General features: G+C 65.0%; 17 protein-coding genes, 1 other RNA gene and 2 pseudogenes. 7 read left to right on the top strand and 13 right to left on the bottom strand.

The annotated features are described in order from the left end of the window. Window positions 1-25 precede the first annotated feature (25 nt). From H9L12_RS04930 to H9L12_RS04900, 7 genes and pseudogenes are all read right to left on the bottom strand, one after another. Window positions 26-349 carry a YbaB/EbfC family nucleoid-associated protein gene (locus H9L12_RS04930; RefSeq protein WP_187542863.1) on the bottom strand — a complete coding sequence of 108 codons (324 nt, stop codon included), beginning with the start codon at window positions 347-349 and terminating at the stop codon, window positions 26-28. Next, window positions 336-2,009 (bottom strand): DNA polymerase III subunit gamma/tau, encoded by a 1,674-nt coding sequence (locus H9L12_RS04925; protein WP_187542862.1) that lies wholly within the window; start codon window positions 2,007-2,009, stop codon window positions 336-338. The genes H9L12_RS04930 and H9L12_RS04925 overlap by 14 nt, the downstream gene beginning before the upstream one ends. 154 nt (window positions 2,010-2,163) lie before the next feature. Then, window positions 2,164-2,258, bottom strand: an RNA gene (gene ffs / locus H9L12_RS04920) — signal recognition particle sRNA small type. 33 nt (window positions 2,259-2,291) lie between these two features. Further along, a complete protein-coding gene (locus tag H9L12_RS04915) occupies window positions 2,292-2,561 on the bottom strand; it encodes a hypothetical protein (RefSeq protein ID WP_187542861.1) in 270 nt (89 codons plus the stop codon). 183 nt (window positions 2,562-2,744) lie between these two features. After that, complete coding sequence (locus H9L12_RS04910; protein ID WP_246450622.1) at window positions 2,745-3,077, bottom strand: 2Fe-2S iron-sulfur cluster-binding protein; 333 nt, start codon at window positions 3,075-3,077, stop codon at window positions 2,745-2,747. After that, window positions 3,074-4,183 carry a cysteine desulfurase family protein gene (locus H9L12_RS04905; RefSeq protein ID WP_187542859.1) on the bottom strand — a complete coding sequence of 370 codons (1,110 nt, stop codon included), beginning with the start codon at window positions 4,181-4,183 and terminating at the stop codon, window positions 3,074-3,076. Before H9L12_RS04905 ends, H9L12_RS04910 begins: the two co-directional genes overlap by 4 nt. Next, a pseudogene (locus H9L12_RS04900) lies at window positions 4,180-5,242 on the bottom strand (cysteine desulfurase family protein). The gene H9L12_RS04905 and the pseudogene H9L12_RS04900 overlap by 4 nt, the downstream one beginning before the upstream one ends. Before the next feature lie 110 nt (window positions 5,243-5,352). On the opposite strand from H9L12_RS04900, the gene H9L12_RS04895 reads away from it, so the two are divergent. Further along, a complete protein-coding gene (locus tag H9L12_RS04895) occupies window positions 5,353-6,006 on the top strand; it encodes an alpha/beta hydrolase (RefSeq protein ID WP_187542858.1) in 654 nt (217 codons plus the stop codon). Further along, window positions 6,003-6,467, top strand: a complete 465-nt coding sequence (locus tag H9L12_RS04890) for an AAC(3)-I family aminoglycoside N-acetyltransferase (RefSeq protein WP_187542857.1) — start codon at window positions 6,003-6,005, stop codon at window positions 6,465-6,467. The genes H9L12_RS04895 and H9L12_RS04890 overlap by 4 nt, the downstream gene beginning before the upstream one ends. Here H9L12_RS04890 and H9L12_RS04885 read toward each other — a convergent pair. Further along, window positions 6,464-6,631, bottom strand: a complete 168-nt coding sequence (locus H9L12_RS04885) for a hypothetical protein (protein ID WP_187543313.1) — start codon at window positions 6,629-6,631, stop codon at window positions 6,464-6,466. The two genes, H9L12_RS04890 and H9L12_RS04885, sit on opposite strands and share 4 nt — an antisense overlap. A 50-nt stretch (window positions 6,632-6,681) precedes the next feature. On the opposite strand from H9L12_RS04885, the gene H9L12_RS04880 reads away from it, so the two are divergent. Then, entirely contained in the window at window positions 6,682-6,933 is a 252-nt protein-coding gene (locus tag H9L12_RS04880) for a hypothetical protein (RefSeq protein WP_187542856.1), read from the top strand. Here H9L12_RS04880 and H9L12_RS04875 read toward each other — a convergent pair. After that, window positions 6,930-7,886: a threonine ammonia-lyase gene (locus H9L12_RS04875; RefSeq protein ID WP_246450620.1), complete on the bottom strand. Its 957-nt coding sequence runs from the start codon at window positions 7,884-7,886 to the stop codon at window positions 6,930-6,932. The two genes, H9L12_RS04880 and H9L12_RS04875, sit on opposite strands and share 4 nt — an antisense overlap. 188 nt (window positions 7,887-8,074) lie before the next feature. On the opposite strand from H9L12_RS04875, the pseudogene H9L12_RS04870 reads away from it, so the two are divergent. From H9L12_RS04870 to H9L12_RS04855, 4 genes and pseudogenes are all read left to right on the top strand, one after another. Further along, window positions 8,075-9,258: pseudogene (locus H9L12_RS04870) on the top strand (type III PLP-dependent enzyme). Between the two features lie 100 nt (window positions 9,259-9,358). Further along, on the top strand, window positions 9,359-10,441 hold the full coding sequence (locus tag H9L12_RS04865; RefSeq protein ID WP_187542854.1) for a 1,9-bis(guanidino)-5-aza-nonane synthase: 1,083 nt from the start codon (window positions 9,359-9,361) through the stop codon (window positions 10,439-10,441). Window positions 10,442-10,507: 66 nt separating this feature from the next. After that, entirely contained in the window at window positions 10,508-10,945 is a 438-nt protein-coding gene (locus tag H9L12_RS04860; protein ID WP_187542853.1) for an MAPEG family protein, read from the top strand. 1 nt (window position 10,946) lies between these two features. Next, window positions 10,947-11,387: an MAPEG family protein gene (locus H9L12_RS04855; RefSeq protein WP_187542852.1), complete on the top strand. Its 441-nt coding sequence runs from the start codon at window positions 10,947-10,949 to the stop codon at window positions 11,385-11,387. On the opposite strand, the gene H9L12_RS04850 is transcribed toward H9L12_RS04855, so the two are convergent. From H9L12_RS04850 to H9L12_RS04835, 4 genes are read right to left on the bottom strand one after another with little or no spacing between them, the layout of a single operon-like run. After that, window positions 11,384-12,568 carry a class I SAM-dependent RNA methyltransferase gene (locus H9L12_RS04850; RefSeq protein WP_187542851.1) on the bottom strand — a complete coding sequence of 395 codons (1,185 nt, stop codon included), beginning with the start codon at window positions 12,566-12,568 and terminating at the stop codon, window positions 11,384-11,386. The genes H9L12_RS04855 and H9L12_RS04850 overlap by 4 nt on opposite strands. Then, window positions 12,565-13,923 carry an NAD(P)H-hydrate dehydratase gene (locus tag H9L12_RS04845; protein ID WP_187542850.1) on the bottom strand — a complete coding sequence of 453 codons (1,359 nt, stop codon included), beginning with the start codon at window positions 13,921-13,923 and terminating at the stop codon, window positions 12,565-12,567. Before H9L12_RS04845 ends, H9L12_RS04850 begins: the two co-directional genes overlap by 4 nt. Before the next feature lie 9 nt (window positions 13,924-13,932). Then, on the bottom strand, window positions 13,933-14,742 hold the full coding sequence (locus H9L12_RS04840; RefSeq protein ID WP_425506815.1) for a 4-(cytidine 5'-diphospho)-2-C-methyl-D-erythritol kinase: 810 nt from the start codon (window positions 14,740-14,742) through the stop codon (window positions 13,933-13,935). Then, the gene (locus tag H9L12_RS04835; protein WP_187542848.1) at window positions 14,739-16,325 is read right to left on the bottom strand and encodes a tetratricopeptide repeat protein; all 1,587 of its coding nucleotides are present in this window, start codon (window positions 16,323-16,325) and stop codon (window positions 14,739-14,741) included. The genes H9L12_RS04840 and H9L12_RS04835 overlap by 4 nt, the downstream gene beginning before the upstream one ends. Window positions 16,326-16,350: the final 25 nt, after the last annotated feature.

Raw genomic sequence — 16,350 nt, 5'->3', positions numbered from 1 at the left:
GATTTAAGTGAACGGCCGGTTACCCTTAAAAGGGCATCTTGAAGCCGGGCGGCAGTGGCAGGCCCGACGTCATCTTCTGCATCTCGCTGTTCGCCGCTACGTCGGCCTTGGCGCGAGCGTCGTTGAAGGCAGCAACGATCAGGTCTTCCAGCATCGCCTTTTCAGCTGGGACCAGCAAGCTGTCATCAATTGCAACGCTAAGGATTCGCCCCTTGGCAGTGGTGCGGATTTTGACCAGACCACCGCCAGACGCACCTTCGACCTCGACGTTATCGAGATTGTCCTGGGCTTTCTGCAGCTCGGCCTGAGCGGCCTGAGCCATCTGCATGATCTCATCAAGGCTGGGCATTGCTTTGTCTTTCCGGATGGATGTCTTCAAGGATGGCGTCGGGGAAGGCCGCGATCAAGTCGCGAACGCCCGGCTCTTCAAGAACCGCGGCACGCATCCGCTGTTCGGCGATCGCTTCCTGTTCGTGCAAGGAGGGTTCCCCGGCCTCGTCCGTCAGCCGGACCGCCCACGCGCCGCCGGTCGCAGCCTTGGCGGCAGCGGTCAGTTCGCGAACGAAATCGGGACCGAGCGGCTTTAGCGGTTTTAGCACCAGCTCGGTCTCCGAGAACCGCACCAATCCGACCTGGTTGCGAAGCTGGACGCCGAGCAGCGCCTTGCCGCCTGCCTCGATCGCGTCAATCAGCGCCGGGAAGTTCTCCGGAAGGCTAACGGCCGGGCCTGCAGACGCGCGCGCGTTCGCTGCCGGACCTGCCGGAGCAGCAATCGCAGCGCCAGCGCCGTCGGCCAGCCGCTGCAAGATCATCCCGGGATCAGGCAGTTCGGCCGCGTGGATCAGGCGCAGCAAGGCCATCGTTGCCGCCTCATGCGGGTCAGGCGCCTGGCTGACCTCGTTGAGACCTTTTAGCAACAACTGCCAAAGGCGGTGGATCGCGCCCCAGCTCAACCGATCGGCCATCGTAACCGCGGCGTCCCGCTCTTCCTGCGACTGGAGGAAGTCGGCGGCTGCGCCGGCCTTCGACCGGGTCACCGCATGGAGCGATTCCATCAGACCGCGGAGCAACGCCGACGGATCGACTCCAAGTGAGTGAGCCTCGTCGAGTTGGCCCAAGGTCGTCGCCACATCGGCCGCCAGCACCGCGTCCAGCAGCCGGCGGATTCGTCCACGATCGGCCAGTCCCAGCATCTGGCGAACATCGGCCGCCGAAACCTGACCCTGGCCATGGGCAATGGCCTGGTCGAGGATCGACAGGCCGTCGCGTGCCGACCCTTCGGCCGCCCGGGCGATGACCTGAAGGGCCTCATCCTCCACGTCGACCCCTTCCGCTCGGGCGACGTGCGCGAAATGCGCGGCGAGCTTGTCGGAAGAAATGCGGCGCAAGTCGAACCGCTGGCACCGCGACAGCACGGTTACCGGGACCTTGTTGACCTCGGTCGTCGCAAACAGGAACTTCACATGCTCAGGCGGCTCCTCAAGTGTTTTCAACAAAGCGTTGAAAGCGCTCTTCGAAAGCATGTGAACTTCGTCGATGATGTAAATCTTGTAGCGAGCGGATACGGCGGCGTAACGAACAGCCTCGATGATCTCGCGAACGTCATCCACACCAGTGTGCGATGCGGCGTCCATCTCGATCACGTCGATGTGCCGACCCTCGGCAATTGCCCGGCACGGCTCGCACACGCCGCACGGGTCGATCGTCGGACCACCCTTCCCGTCCGGGCCGATGCAATTGAGCGCCTTGGCGACCAGGCGAGCCGTCGAGGTCTTCCCCACCCCGCGGACGCCGGTCAGCAGGAAAGCATGGGCGATGCGGCCGCGGGCGATGGCATTGCCCAGCGTCGTCACCATCGCGTCCTGGCCGATCAGCTCGGAGAAGGTCTGCGGCCGGTATTTGCGGGCAAGAACTCGGTATGGCGAAGCGGTCACAGCAGCCGGCGGTGCGACCTCGGGCAGGTCGAGGCCGAGGCCGGGTTCTTCGGACGGTTCAGGGGAATCGGACATTGCCGGGCAGTGTAGGGAGGCGCTTCAAGGCCGTCACGGAGTAAATCCGGCCTCCGCCGCCGTCACGGAACAATCCGTGACGTTGGTCGGGCGTTGCCCGCTGGCCGGCACATTCGGCGTCTCGAGATTTGCGGCGCAAATCTTGTGCGCCTTGTGCGGTGGAAGCCGATGACCCGGGGCGAAATCGTTGTGGCTGCTTCCTTCCGGACCTGACCAGGTTGGCGACAACCCCGCCCACCGACTTCCGGGGCGGCATATGGCGATGCCCAAGCTAAATGGCAACTAGCTAGCTAAGTTGGATCGGACCCAAACCAAAGCGTCTGAAAAACGTCTCTCGTCGCCGACCAATTTGTCATTCTCTTCCAGAAGTATGGAGAAGTCGGAATCGAGCCAGAGCGCGAAGCTTGGTGAGTGCCGTTGAAACTCTTCAGCTTTCTTGAGAATCGTCGACGTCAAGTCGCCCGGATAGTATGCGAATTCCGCATTGGGGTAACTTGCGCTGAGTCTCACCGCCGTCTCAGCAAGTTCACGCAGGCCCACGCCCTGCGACATCAGAGTCCCAAGTTCCTTGCCAGTCAAACGCTCAAAACTCTTCCCCCATGCTTGCCGGACAGTTCGAACCAGCGACGTCTCTTCGTGAGACCAAGGCGGCGGCTTCGACGTGTCTGAAAGCCGAGGGATCCTCTAAGAGCTCACCGATTTCGACGTCATAAAATGACTGGAATTCTTCCATGGTCAGCGGTCCAAATTATATGCGCTCGGCGGGATCCGGACGGTTAGGCGATCGAGGTCGGCCGTCAGCACCAACTGGCACGCCAGCCGCGACGTTCTGGTGACGTGCGCGGCGAGGTCGAGCAGGTCGTCTTCCTCCTCGCTCGCGGCCGGCAACCGCTCGAAATCATCCTTGTCGACGATGACGTGACAGGTCGAACAGGCCATCGCGCCTTCACAGCTACCTTCCAGCGGCTGGCCATTGGCCTGCGCCACGTCGAGCAGGATCGAGCCGGTTGCCGCCTCGACTTCGCGGTCGAGAGTGCCGTCGAACTTACAGAAGCGAACAAGGGTCACGCCGCCCACTCCGCCTGCGCCTTGGCCGCCTCGGCGATGGCCCGACACGCCGACAACAACTCCCCTTCTCGCGTGTAGCGCCCGAACCCAAGCCGGATCGACCCGCGTGCCTGCCGGTCGCTGAGCCCCAGCGCGCGGAGCACATGGCTCGGCCGGCCGGACCCGCTTGCGCAGGCCGACCCCAACGAGAAAGCGATCGTGCGGAGGTCCCCCATCAGTCGTGCCGCATCGAGGCCGTCGCGGCAGATGTTGAGATTGCCGCGATAGCGCCGGTCGATGCTGCCATTCACCGTCCACTGCGGACCGAGTTCCTCGACGGCGACCCGGAACAGCCGCTCGACATGCAGATGATCCTCCTCGACCCGATCCATCGCCACGCGCGCCGCTTCGCCGAAACCGGCGCACAGCGCTGGCGAAAGTGTGCCCGACCGCATGCCAAGCTCTTGCCCGCCCCCGTGGAGCAGCGGAAACGGCTCGGCTTTTTTGCGCATCCACAGGCCGCCGACCGCCTTCGGCCCATGAATCTTGTGAGCCGACAGGGCGATGAGGTCGGCCGCTTCCGGCAAAGCGGCACGACCGAAGCCCTGCACCGCATCGCAAAGGAACAGCGCACCGACGTCGTGGGCCAGCGCGGCGAGTTCGTCGACCGGATGGATCACGCCAATTTCGTTATTGACCAGCATCCCCGCCACCAGCGCAGTCCGGTCATCGATGGCGTAGCGCGCAGCCTCCAGGTCGACGATCCCGTCCGGGCCGACCGGCACGTACGTGACCAGGATCCCGCGAGATTCCAGCCAGGCTGCGGTGTCGAGCACTGCCGCATGTTCCGTCGCGATCGTCACCAGCTTGCGCCGTTCAGATCGTTCAAATGTTCCCTTGATCGCCCAGTTGATTGCCTCCGTCGCTCCGCCGGTGAACGCGAACCGCCCTTCGTCAAGGCCGACGGCGCTGAGGATCCGGTCGCGCGCCAGTTCGATCGCCGCCGCCGCCTCCCGGCCCCACTTCGAGGGGCTGTGCGGATTGGCGAAATGATCGACCCAAGGTGCCATCGCGGCCTTGACCTGCGGCGCCAGCGGTGTCGTCGCTTGGTAATCGAGGTAGATCATGCCGCCTGACGCGCCCGGTCCGCTATGCGCTTCCACTCTGCCAGGAAGACATCGACGTCGGCCCGGCAGGTCGCCGGGCCGAAGCTGACCCTAAGGACACCTGCGGCAATTTCCGGCGCGACGTGCATCGCTTCAAGCACCTCGCTCCGCTGCATCTTGCCTGACGAACAGGCGCTGCCGGCGGAGACCGCGATCCCCGCCAAATCGAACTGGACCAGCAGGGAGGAGTTGCTCGCCCCTGGCAAGGCGACCGCCCCGATCGTCGCCAAGCGTGGGCTTTCAACGCCGATGATCACGCCGCCACCCGCCCTCACACCGTCCTCGAGCTCCGAGCGAAGCTTGCCAAGCCACTGCAAATCGTAGGGTTTCGCCGCGACCGCCGCTGCAAAGGCTAGCGCGCTGGGCGCGTCCTGGGTCCCCCGCCGATAACCGCGCTCCTGCCCCCCACTGCGTCGAGCGTGGACAAATCCCTGACCAACAGTGCCCCGACGCCGGGCGGTCCGCCCAGTTTGTGGGCCGAAAGGGCGATGAAATCCGCGCCGGGCAGCGGCACTTTCCCCGCACTCTGCGCGCAATCGGCGAGCAGCAGCGATCCCGCCTCGCGGATGCGCGGCGCCAGCCGGTCGAGCGGCTGGAGGATCCCGGTCTCGTTGTTGACCTGCTGGATCGCCACCAGCGCCGGGCCTTCGCGAAGGACGGCGTCCAGCACGTCTTCGTCGATCAGCCCGTCTCTGCCCACCTTAAGCTTGCGGGACGCCGCGCCCATCGCGTGCGGCACGATCGGATGTTCGGTCGCTCCGTGGGCACGGCCGGCGATCCGGGCGCGGGCAGCGGCGATCTCGACCGCTTCGCTGGCTCCAGACGTAAAGATGACGTCATGACGCCAACCCAGCGCATCTTTCAGGGTTTCCCGCGCTTCCTCCAGCAGGGCGCGCGCCGCCCGCCCTCGCCGTGTGGCGAGCTGGGGTTGGCCCAGGCATCGAAGCCGCGGCTCATCGCTTCACGGGCGACAGGGAGAAGCGGGGTGGTCGCAGCATGATCGAGGTAAATCCGGGCCATGAAAAACGCGAGAATCCCAATGATTGCCAGAGCGAGGCTCACCCCTATATAGGAGCCGCCGTCGCGGCGCACCTGCCGCGCGATCCTCTTTGTGACCGAGCCAGCCGCCCATGCCTGAAGTGATTTTCCCCGGACCCGAAGGTCGCCTCGAAGGCCGTTTCAGCCCTGCGCCGCCGCGCGCGCCGGTCGCGCTCATCCTGCACAGCCATCCGCAGGCCGGCGGCACGATGAACAACAAGATCGTGCAGCTGCTCTACAAGGACTTCGTCCAGCGCGGCTTTGCGGTCCTGCGCTTCAACTTTCGCGGCGTTGGCCGCAGCCAAGGCACGTTCGACAACGGTATCGGCGAGCTCAGCGACGCCGCCTCCGCGCTCGATTGGGTGCAGCAGATCCATCCCGAAGCGCAGCAGACCTGGGTCGCCGGTGTCAGCTTCGGCGCCTGGATCGGAATGCAGCTCCTGATGCGCCGCCCCGAAATCCGCGGCTTTATCTCGATCGCGCCGCCCGCCAACATGTACGACTTCAGCTTCCTCGCCCCCTGCCCGGCCTCGGGCATCATCATCCAGGGCGAAGAGGATGAAGTGGTGACCCCGGGCGCCGTCCAGAAACTCGTCGAGAAGCTCCGCACCCAGCGTCACATCACCATCGCCCATGACACCATTCCGGGTGCCAACCATTTCTTCGCCAATGAAATGGATCTGCTGATGGGCAGCGTCGACAAATATCTCGACTACCGCCTCGACCCGAGCTGCCCAATCCGATGAGCGAAACTGCGGCGACCGTTCGGCGCTTGGGCCCGAACGATGTCGCCGCGATGCGCGACCTCAACGCGCTGTTCGCTGAGGTATTCGACGACCCTGCCGCCTACGAAACGGCGCCGCCCGATGACGCTTACCTCACGAAACTCCTGGAACGGGATAGCTTCGTCGCTTTGGGCGCATTTGATGACGAACAGGCGGTTGGCGCCCTCTGCGCTTACCGGCTCGACAAGTTCGAGCAACGGCGCAGCGAATATTACATTTACGATCTCGCCGTTCGCGAGGAATGGCGTCGTCGGGGTATCGCGACGGCCCTTATCCGCTCGCTCGGAGAAATCGCTCGCGACGCCGGCGGATATGTAATGTTCGTTCAGGCCGACCATGGCGACGATCCGGCGATCTCGCTCTACTCAAAGCTAGGGCGCCGCGAGGACGTCCTTCACTTCGACATCGATCCTGATAACTAAAGCGTCCAGATCAGGACGTTCCCGATCAGAACTGCCGCCGCGACCATCATCAGGACGCCATTCTTGCGCGTCGCTGGCGTGCGGACGAGCGTCATGCCGCCAATGACCAACAGGAACGCCGCGATCATGGCGATGGCGAGCGCGGCGGAAGCGATGGTCGACACGGCGAACCCTTTCACGAAGACTTAACTTGGCCTGCCCTATGCATGTCTGGATGACCAGCGTCGAACAACAGCAGGCGCGCCTCGACGAGGCGTTCGAGCGGATCGAGGAAACGATACTGCCGTGCATCGCCATGATGCTGGACACGCTTCTCGACGCGTCGGCCAATCTTGCCGAACTCGACCCCAAGGCCCTCGCCGCCGAGCTCCAGACGCTCGCAGCCGAGTTGGAAGAGTTGACGCGCGCGGTCGAACGCAACTCGCCGGCCCGCGTCTCGCCCGGCGAATACCGGACGGTCGCCTAGACCCCAGCTATTATCTTGGCGTGAAGCGCCGGGTCGATGTTTCCGCCCGATAGCAGGATGACCATGCCGTCCGCCGCGCGCACCTTTCCGGTGAGGACTGCGGCCAGGGCGACCGCGCCGCCTGCTTCAAGGGTAAGGCCATGCTCGCGCCACGCCCACCCGATGGCCCTCTTTGCCTCGCTATCGTTGACCGAAACGGCTGTGGCGCCCGCCGACTGGAGCACGCCGAAGGTGAGCGGCGATACCCGGGGCGTCTGAAGCGCGTCGCACAGCGTGGAGGGCGCATCTGGCTCGACAGGAACGATCTGTCCAAGCGCGAGCGATCGGCCCATGTCGTCCCATCCCTCCGGTTCGACGATCGTGATCGCCGCATCCGGTAACGCCAGTGCCAGCCCCGCCGCCAGCCCACCGCCCCCGCAGGGCACAACGATGTGCGTCACCGCGCCGCCGCCGGACTGCTCGTCGATTTCGACTCCCGCCGTCCCTTGCCCGGTGATGATGTCGACATCGTCGAAGCTCGGAACGACCGTCGAACCCTGCTCTGCGGCGATCCTCGCGGCGATTTCCTCGCGGCTCTCGCTTCGCCTGTCATAGAACACGATGTCGGCACCCTGCGCGCGCGTTCCCTCGACTTTCAGGGCTGGGGCATCCGCCGGCATGACGATGGTCGCCCGCATGTCGAGACGCTTCGCGGCAATCGCGACCCCTTGCGCGTGATTGCCGGATGAGAATGCGACCACCCCGCGTGCGCGATCCTCCTCCGACAATTGCAGCAGCCGGTTGGTCGCCCCGCGCAGCTTGAACGCGCCACCGGTCTGGAGGGATTCGCACTTGAGCCAGATGCGCGCGCCATCGATGTGACATTCCAGCAATGGTGTGCGCTTCACGCAACCGGCGATGCGCTTGCTAGCCGCCAGAATAGAGTCGCGATTGAGTTCGGGATGCGATCGCAAGTCGTTGACCTTACGTGGTTTTCGTTGAGTCGGGCAGCATCGGGGACGAAGCGAACCGGAACGGCACGCAAGGGTCCAATAATTCTTTACATGGGGGTTTACCGACCATATATCGCGCTCCCGCTGCCCCATGGGACTTCCAACCGCAAGGCAGCTCTTGTCCTACTACCCGTTGGAGGTCCCTTGAATTGTACAAGCACCATAGCGCGCTGGGGCTAGCGACCGCCCTGCGACCGGTCCAGCCGGTCACGCTCCTTCGTCCGCATGCCGCCAAGCGTGCTGCCCGCTTCTTTACGGAGAGGTTTCCGGGCAAGTCGCTCTATGCGGTCAAGGCCAATCCTTCCCCCGACCTACTGCAGATCCTGTGGTCGGCCGGCGTGACCCACTATGACGTGGCGTCGCTTGGTGAGGTGCGCTTGGTCGCCGGCACGCTGCCGGACGCGACACTGTGCTTCATGCACCCGGTGAAGGCCGAGGAGGCCATCGCCGAAGCCTATTTCACGCATGGCGTCCGCACCTTCAGCCTCGACACGATCGAGGAACTCGACAAGATCGTTCGCGCCACGAAGGGCGCCGAGGACCTTAACCTCCTCGTCCGTCTTCGCGTCTCCTCGGACCATTCCAAGCTGAGCCTCGCCGCCAAGTTTGGTGCCGAACCGGGCGAAGTGAAGGCCCTGCTCCAGGCCGCGCGGCAGGCATCCGATGCGCTTGGCATCTGTTTCCATGTCGGCAGCCAGGCAATGAGCCCGGCGGCCTACAGCGAGGCGATGGCCCGGGTTCGCGACGCGATCGTCTCGGCGGCGGTCACCGTCGACATCGTCGATGTCGGTGGCGGCTTCCCGTCGTCCTATCCGGGCATGGAGCCTCCCCGCTCGAAACCTATTTCGAGGTGATCCACAACGCGTTCGAAGCGCTGCCGATCAGCTATTCGGCTGAACTGTGGTGCGAGCCGGGCCGTGCGCTATGCGCCGAATATGCCAGCGTGCTGGTCCGCGTCGAAAAGCGCCGCGGGAACGAGCTGTACATCAACGATGGCGCCTATGGCGCGCTGTTCGATGCCGCGCACATCGGCTGGCGCTATCCGGTCAAGCTGATCCGCGACACCGACAGCGACACGCGCGTCATGGCGTTCAGCTTCTATGGCCCGACTTGCGACGATCTTGACCATATGGCCGGGCCCTTCATGCTGCCGGGCGACGTCCAGGCCGGCGATTATATCGAGGTCGGGATGCTCGGCGCCTATGGCTGCGCCATGCGCACCGGCTTCAACGGGTTCGGGGTCGAGGATCGCGTGATCGTCGAGGACGAACCGATGGCCTCTCTCTACGCCCAGCCGGAACGCGAAGCGGCGTCGAACGTCGTCACGCTGTAACGCATCGCAATCCTATTGAATTGGGCTCCTGCTTCGGCAGGGGCCTCGTCATGCCATAACTTCGCGCCGCCAGGCGGGGCGCAAGCCTTGGAGAATTTGAATGACCATCGACACGCTCAACAAGGTCCAGGACGAAAGCCAGATCAACGACACCCGCAAGGCGGAACTGCTGGCGACCGAAGTCGAACACATCGACATCACCTCGTTCGACGCACGACCGATCATCGACGCGATGGGCAAGATGAGCTTCACCAGCCGCGACACCTCGCGCGCCGCCGGCCTCTATAACCAGATGCTGAACGATCCCGATTGTTCGGTGATCCTGGTCATCGCCGGGTCGACCTCGGCGGGCGGCTGCATGGACCTCTATACCGAGCTCGTGAAGAACAACATGGTCGACGCCATTGTCGCCACCGGCGCGACCATCGTCGACATGGATTTCTTCGAGGCGCTTGGCCACAAGCACTATCAGGCGAACGAGATTCCCGACGACGACACGCTGCGCTCGCTGTACATCGACCGCATCTACGACACCTACATCGACGAAGTGGCGCTGCAGGATTGCGACCACACGATCGGCGAGATTGCCGACAGCCTGGAACCGCGCCCCTATTCCAGCCGCGCCTTCATCAAGGAAATGGGCAAGTGGCTGGCGGCCGGCAACGCCAAGAAGACGAACAGCCTGGTCCAGACCGCTTACGAACACGAGGTGCCGATCTTCTGCCCGGCGTTCACCGACAGCTCGGCCGGCTTCGGCCTTGTCAAGCATCAGGTCGATGCGATGAAGCGCGGCGGCCATTACATGACGATGGATTCGATCGCGGACTTCCGCGAACTGACCGACATCAAGATCAAGGCGGGTACCACCGGCCTGTTGATGATCGGCGGCGGCGTTCCCAAGAACTTCACCCAGGACACCGTCGTCTGCGCCGAGATCCTCGGCCATGACGATGTCGAAGTGCATAAATATGCGGTGCAGATCACCGTCGCCGACGTTCGCGACGGCGCCTGCTCCTCCTCGACGCTCCAGGAAGCGGCGAGCTGGGGCAAGGTCAGCACCGCGCTGGAACAGATGGTCTATGCCGAGGCGACCTCGGTGCTGCCGCTGATCGCCAGCGACGCCTTCCATCGCGGCCACTGGCGCAACCGCGCCAAGCGCGCCTTCGGGAAGATGTTCGACTAAGGTTGCAACCTTCCCCAAATCAGGCATCCTGCCCCTCACGTGACGCGAACGTGAGGGGGCTTTTTTATGGAAATCGATCCGCTTCTGGGGCCGGTCGTGGTGCTGGTCGCCTGGACGCTGGTGATGATGATCTGGATGGCGGCATCCCGCTTCCCGGCGATGAAGGAAGCAGGGATCAGGCCGGGTGTCGGCGGCCGCGGCCAGGATCTTGAGGGCGTCATCCCTGCGTCGGTGCAGTGGAAGGCCCACAACTACATGCACCTCACCGAGCAACCGACAATCTTCTACGCGATCGTCTTCGCGTTGATCCTGATGGGCGGCAGCGGCATGCCGATGAGCATCTACCTGGCGTGGGGCTACACCATCCTGCGCATCGGCCATTCGCTGATCCAGGCCACGACCAACGTCGTCAAATATCGCTTCAGCCTGTTCCTGCTGTCGTCCCTGTGCCTGTTCGGACTGACGATGCAGGCTCTCTACTTCGTCGTGCACGCGGCGCTCTGAAATGACCGCGCCCAGCCCCTTGCTCGCTCCGATGGTGACCCTGATCCTGTGGTCGCTGGCGATGATGATCTGGATGTACGTGACGCGTTTGCCGGCGATGCGTCGCGCCGGTGTCCAGGTGAAAGGCCGCAAGGGTCTGAAGCCCGGGACGCTCGACAGCGTGCTGCCTGAACAGGTGCAATGGAAAGCCCATAACTACGGTCACCTGATGGAGCAGCCGACGATCTTCTACGCGACGATCGCGGCGCTGATTTTCATGGGCTTCGACGCGTGGATCAATGTCTGGCTGGCGTGGGGCTATGTCGGGCTGCGAATCGTCCACAGCCTGGTCCAGGCCACAATCAACCTGATCCCTCTGCGCTTCGTCCTGTTCATCCTGTCGAGCCTGTGCCTGCTGTCGCTGGCGATCCACGCTGCACTATTCCTCTGGCACCACGGCTAGCGTGCGAAGGCGGCCGCCACCTCAACATGGGTCGACCAGCGGAACTGCCCGACCGGACGCGCCCATAACAGGCGGTAGCCACCTGAAACCAGGCTCTCCGCATCCCGGGCGAAGGTTGCCGGGTTACAGCTGACGTAGGCAATTCGAGGGACACCACTGGCCGCAAGCTCCTTCACCTGCTCCGCCGCGCCGGCACGGGGTGGATCGAGCACCACCGCCTCGAACGCGCCCAGTTCGACAGCATCGTAAGGGCGGCGGTACAGATCGCGATGAGCCGCTTCGACGGGTCTGCCCGACCGCCTCGCCGCCGCCATCAGCGAAAGGATCGCGTCACGGCTCGCTTCCGCAGCCGTCACCGCCCCATCAAGCGAAAGCGCGAACGTTCCGAGACCCGCGAACAGGTCGAGCGTTCGTCCCGCGCCAGCGACGCCCTCGCGAACCGCTTCGACCAGCGCCGCCTCACCATCGGCCGTCGCCTGCAGGAACGAGCCCGGCGGCAGGGTAACCGGAGTGCCACCAAGTGTCACCGTTGCCGGTACAGGCTCGAACCGGGCTTCCGGCCCATAGCCTTCGTCGATGGACAGGCGGGCCAGCGCATGCCGCTCCGCGAACTCGATGATCGCCTCGGCAGCTTCCAGCCCATCCGGCGCCACGCCCTTCAGCAACAGGTCGGGACCTTGGTCGGCATGCGTGAGGTGAACCTCCGCAAACCGCCGCGGCGACAGCATGGTGGCCAGCAGCTTGCGGAGCGGCTCGACGAGCGCGAAGAGCGACGGGGTCAAGATGTGGCACTCGCGCACGTCGACGATCTGATTCGAGCCCGCAGCATTGAACCCGATAATGACGTCCCTACCGGCCCGGAGCGCCCTCAGCGTAGCCCGGCGGCGTGTGCGCGGTGGCGACAGGTGCGGCGCTCGCAACTCCGTTACCAAGCCGTGCTGCGATAGCGCGCCGCTCACCCGACTAGTGCAATAATCCGCAAAGGCCTCGTCGGTCAGGTGCTGGAGCTGGCATCCGCCGCATTCCGGGAAGTGACGGCATGGCGGCACCTGATGGCCCGGCCCCTCGATCAGCGACCCGTCGTCGCGCAACTCATCGCCAGGCACCGCGAAGGCGACATGCTTGCCTGAAGCGCTGACGCCGTCGCCACGCGCCGCAATTCGGACGATCGGGTCGGTCATGCCAGGACGGCCGGAAGCTCGCTGATCAAATCGTCGGCGATCATCAACGGTCCGGCGAGTTCGGCGGCGCGACCATGGATCCACACGCCCGCGCAGGCGGCGTCGAAGGCGTCCATTCCGCGGGCGCGCAACGCACTGATGATTCCTGCCAGCACGTCGCCGGTCCCGGCGCTGGCCAGCCACGACGGCGCCGGCGGCGCAAAACCCAGCCGGCCGTCGGGAGAAGCCACCAGCGTGTCGGGGCCCTTGGACACGACAATCGCGCCAGAATTCCGCGCCGCTTGCAACGTCATTTCGGGCTTCGTGCCATCAAGCCCCGGAAACAAGCGCGCGAACTCCCCGGCGTGCGGTGTGAGGATCGCGTCGCTCATGCCGGTTGGATTAGCGCCGAGTTCGTTCAGCGCGTCGGCATCGAGAACGAGGGGCTTTCCGCAATCGAGCGCCGCCTGCAGGAGCGCCTTGGCCCCTGCTCCGCGCCCAACACCCGGTCCGATCAGGACGCTGCCAATGCGTCCGTCGTCCGCAAGCAAGCCCAGCTTGCCGCCAACGACAACCGAGGCCGGTAGCCCTTGAAACAGACCGTCGCCGATCACCCGAACGTAGCCAGCACCCGACCGTGCGGCGGCGGAAGCGGCGAGGGAAGCTGCACCCGACATCTCGCCCGCGAGAACCGCCACATAGCCGCGGCTGTACTTGTGCGCCGCTGCAGCAAGCGCGGGCACCTCGGGTCGGCCGATTTCGAACCAAGTCGACGAAGCGTCGATTCCGATATCGGCAAGGACGACGCGCCCCATCGACGGCAATGCCGGCATAAGGCGGTGAGCGGGTTTCAGCGCACCAAACGTCACCGTCATATCGAACGCAGGAACCGGGGACAGGCATCGACCGTCATCGCTGCCGACACCGCTTGGCAGGTCGCAAGCAATCGCTGAGCTTGCGGACTTGGCAAGATCTGAGAGCCGTTCGCTCACAGTTGCTTCCAGGCCATGCGTGAGACCGGTTCCGAACAGGCAATCGACAAGGATCGGTGACGGCGAGGCCTGCTCGAACGTTACCGTTTCGCCGTCCCATCGACTAGCGGCGGCGACGCAGGCTGCACTGGCAGGCGGTGCCAGCGCCGCGACGCGTACTCGATGCCCTCGCTCGACAAGCTTGCGCCCGGCGACATAGCCGTCCCCGCCATTGTTGCCCGGCCCGCACAGGATCAAGGTGTCGCCAGTTCCGGCAAGGCGGTGAACGGCTTCCGCCAGCGCGGTCCCGGCGCGATCCATCAGCGTCTCGACACTTGTACCACCCTCGATTGCCGCCTGCTCGGCGGCGCGCATCCGGTCGGCGGTGAGGATCGGGCGCGGCATCGCCGCCCCTTAGCGCAAGACGCTGGCCAAATGCCACCAGCGCGGAGGACACGCCCCTGCGGCCTCGTCTCTCGCTGCTTCATCGTCAAACAGTGCGAAACAGGTCGCACCGCTGCCAGACATTCTGACGAAACTCGCGCCAGCCTGCTGCCCGAGCCAATCCAGAACATCGCCAATCGCCGGGACCAGCGCTCGCGCTGGCGCCTCGAGGTCGTTCCGGCCTTCCCGCCATTCGCCCAGCGGCCCGCGATCTTCCCCATCCCACCGTGCGAAGACCTCCCCGGTCGACAAGGGGATACGAGGGTTGGCCAACAGGATCGGAACGCACGACACTCCAGCCTCGGCCGACAGTCGCGGCGCATCGCCTGCCCCGTCGGCGCGCGCCGTCATGCTCAACAGGCAGGCGGGAACGTCCGCTCCCAGGCCTGGGGCGACCGCGGTCGCATGCATAGGGTCGATCCGCCACAAGCGAGTCAACAATCGAAGCGCGGCGGCCGCATCTGCCGACCCGCCGCCGATCCCCGAGGCGACCGGCAGACGCTTGGTAAGATGCAGCGTGGCTTGTGGCTCGATCCCGGCAGAACTGGCGAGCGCGCGCGCCGCCAAGATCACGAGATTTTCCTCACCCGCGTCCAATCCCTCGGCGAACGGCCCGCCGATGGTCAGCGCCAGACCATCGCCAGCCTCGGCCTCGAGCTTGTCGCCGTCCACGCAAAACGCGAACAGCGTTTCGAGCGAATGGCGCCCGTCGGGCAGCTTTCCGCGGACATGGAGCGCGAGGTTGATCTTGGCCGGCGCCGGCTCGGCGTAGCGCATCAGCGAGCGGCAGTTTCCGGTGAGAGGCCGCCATCCAGCTTCGCCTGCAGCCGCTTGGCGTCTTGATCCTCAGCGGTGATGAGGGCCGCGCGCCAGGAATAGCGCGCCTCAAGACGGCGGCCCTTCGTATAGAGCGCGTCGCCCAGATGCTCGTGGATCTCCGATTGCACCGGGTCGGCAGCCGCCGCCTTGCGCAGCGTTTCGATGGCCTCGTCGGTCCGGCCGCGCTTGAACAGCGCCCAACCCAGCGAATCGGTAATCGACGCGTCATCGGGCCGCAGCGCGAGCGCCCGGCGGATCATCGCCTCCGCTTCTTCTAGATTTTCGCCGCGTTCGAGCTGGCCATAGCCGAGGAAGTTCAACAGCAACGGCTGGTCGGGCTGGATTTGTATCGCGGCCCTGAGGTCGGCTTTCGCTTCGCTCCAGCGGCCGATGCTTTCCAGCTGGTCAGCCCGCAGCATCAGATATGTCCAGCGATTGTCCTGCCCTGCCGCCCCGGCGAGCGCCGCGGCCTTGCCATAGGCGTCGGCGGCGCCGGCGGCGTCCTTCGCATCGCGCAAGGCATCGCCGAGGCGCCCGAAATCATTAGCCCGCGCCCGCGCGCCCAGAGAAGCAATCGTCGACCGAGCGAAAGCGACGGCATCCGCGTTCCGGTTCGCCGCCAGCAACAGCCGCAGTCGCGCGTCCCGGACATCGCCGATGAATGGGTCGCGTTCGTCGATCGGGTCGAGCACCGCCAGCGCTTCGGCATTGCGCCCGTCGCGGTTGAGCAACAATGCCAGCAGCACCGCAACCTCACTGCTTTTCGGCGAAGCGTGATGCGCGGCGCGCAACAGCGAGATCGGAAGCGACCGATCGGGATTGTCGGTCAAGGCGCCGCCGATCCCCGCAAGCAGTTCGGCAACCGCTTCGGCCGGTGTACTGATGGCGATCCCAGGCGAATCGAGCGCGACGTCTTTTGACCGAATTTCCGGGGCGAGTTCGACGAGCAGCGCCTTCGCGCCGGCTTCATCCCTTGCGCGCCGCAGTCCTTCGGCAAATGCGAGGCGCAGGCGCGTCTCTCGGCCGCCGGAGCTGGCCAGCGCGCGCTCAATATATGGTTTCGCCTGTGACGCCTTGCGTTGCGACAGGAGCAGGAACGCGCGTTGCTCGTCGGCGAAGGGCTCGAGCAAGCCTTGGCTCACCGCCTGGGTGCTGAGCGGTGCCAGGCCGTCGCGCCCAGCAGCGGCTTCGGACCATGCGCGCAGGATCGGAGTGACGAAGCCGCCGTCACCTTCGGCCGTCTTGTCGTCGACGAAGGTCAACGCCTCGCCAAGCTGGCTTCGACGAAGCGAGTCGGCGATCAGGAGGAGGCGCCCATCGAGCGCGAGTTGGTCCGCCGGGATGCGCCGGGCTGTCAGCACCGCAAGATCGAAGGATCCGGCATCGATCGCGCTGCTCACCGCCCGCCGCGCCAGCATCCAGTCGTTGCCATTGATCGTCGACAGCGATGCGTAGAGCCGCGCCGACCGGGCCGTATCGCCCAACGCTTCGGCAGTTCGCGCCCGGACATACAGCAGGCTGGGATCGTTGGCCGTAAAGCTCAACCGGACCGGCTTCGCCGACGCGGCA

The organism is Sphingomonas rhizophila (genome assembly GCF_014396585.1).
In the GTDB taxonomy this organism is placed as follows: Bacteria; Pseudomonadota; Alphaproteobacteria; order Sphingomonadales; family Sphingomonadaceae; genus Sphingomicrobium; species Sphingomicrobium rhizophilum.
Note: the sequence above shows the minus strand (reverse complement) of the source record. Positions and strands in the feature narration are given on the sequence as shown.

What these genes read in the sequence shown, in the direction of transcription:
- H9L12_RS04930 (WP_187542863.1), bottom strand. Translation starts at nt 349, where the DNA reads ATGCCCAGCCTTGATGAGATCATGCAGATGGCTCAGGCCGCTCAGGCC.
- H9L12_RS04895 (WP_187542858.1), top strand. Translation starts at nt 5,353, where the DNA reads ATGCCTGAAGTGATTTTCCCCGGACCCGAAGGTCGCCTCGAAGGCCGT.
- H9L12_RS04855 (WP_187542852.1), top strand. Translation starts at nt 10,947, where the DNA reads ATGACCGCGCCCAGCCCCTTGCTCGCTCCGATGGTGACCCTGATCCTG.
- H9L12_RS04860 (WP_187542853.1), top strand. Translation starts at nt 10,508, where the DNA reads ATGGAAATCGATCCGCTTCTGGGGCCGGTCGTGGTGCTGGTCGCCTGG.
- H9L12_RS04865 (WP_187542854.1), top strand. Translation starts at nt 9,359, where the DNA reads ATGACCATCGACACGCTCAACAAGGTCCAGGACGAAAGCCAGATCAAC.
- H9L12_RS04905 (WP_187542859.1), bottom strand. Translation starts at nt 4,183, where the DNA reads ATGATCTACCTCGATTACCAAGCGACGACACCGCTGGCGCCGCAGGTC.
- H9L12_RS04890 (WP_187542857.1), top strand. Translation starts at nt 6,003, where the DNA reads ATGAGCGAAACTGCGGCGACCGTTCGGCGCTTGGGCCCGAACGATGTC.
- H9L12_RS04925 (WP_187542862.1), bottom strand. Translation starts at nt 2,009, where the DNA reads ATGTCCGATTCCCCTGAACCGTCCGAAGAACCCGGCCTCGGCCTCGAC.
- H9L12_RS04880 (WP_187542856.1), top strand. Translation starts at nt 6,682, where the DNA reads ATGACCAGCGTCGAACAACAGCAGGCGCGCCTCGACGAGGCGTTCGAG.
- H9L12_RS04915 (WP_187542861.1), bottom strand. Translation starts at nt 2,561, where the DNA reads ATGTCGCAGGGCGTGGGCCTGCGTGAACTTGCTGAGACGGCGGTGAGA.
- H9L12_RS04845 (WP_187542850.1), bottom strand. Translation starts at nt 13,923, where the DNA reads ATGCCGCGCCCGATCCTCACCGCCGACCGGATGCGCGCCGCCGAGCAG.
- H9L12_RS04850 (WP_187542851.1), bottom strand. Translation starts at nt 12,568, where the DNA reads ATGACCGACCCGATCGTCCGAATTGCGGCGCGTGGCGACGGCGTCAGC.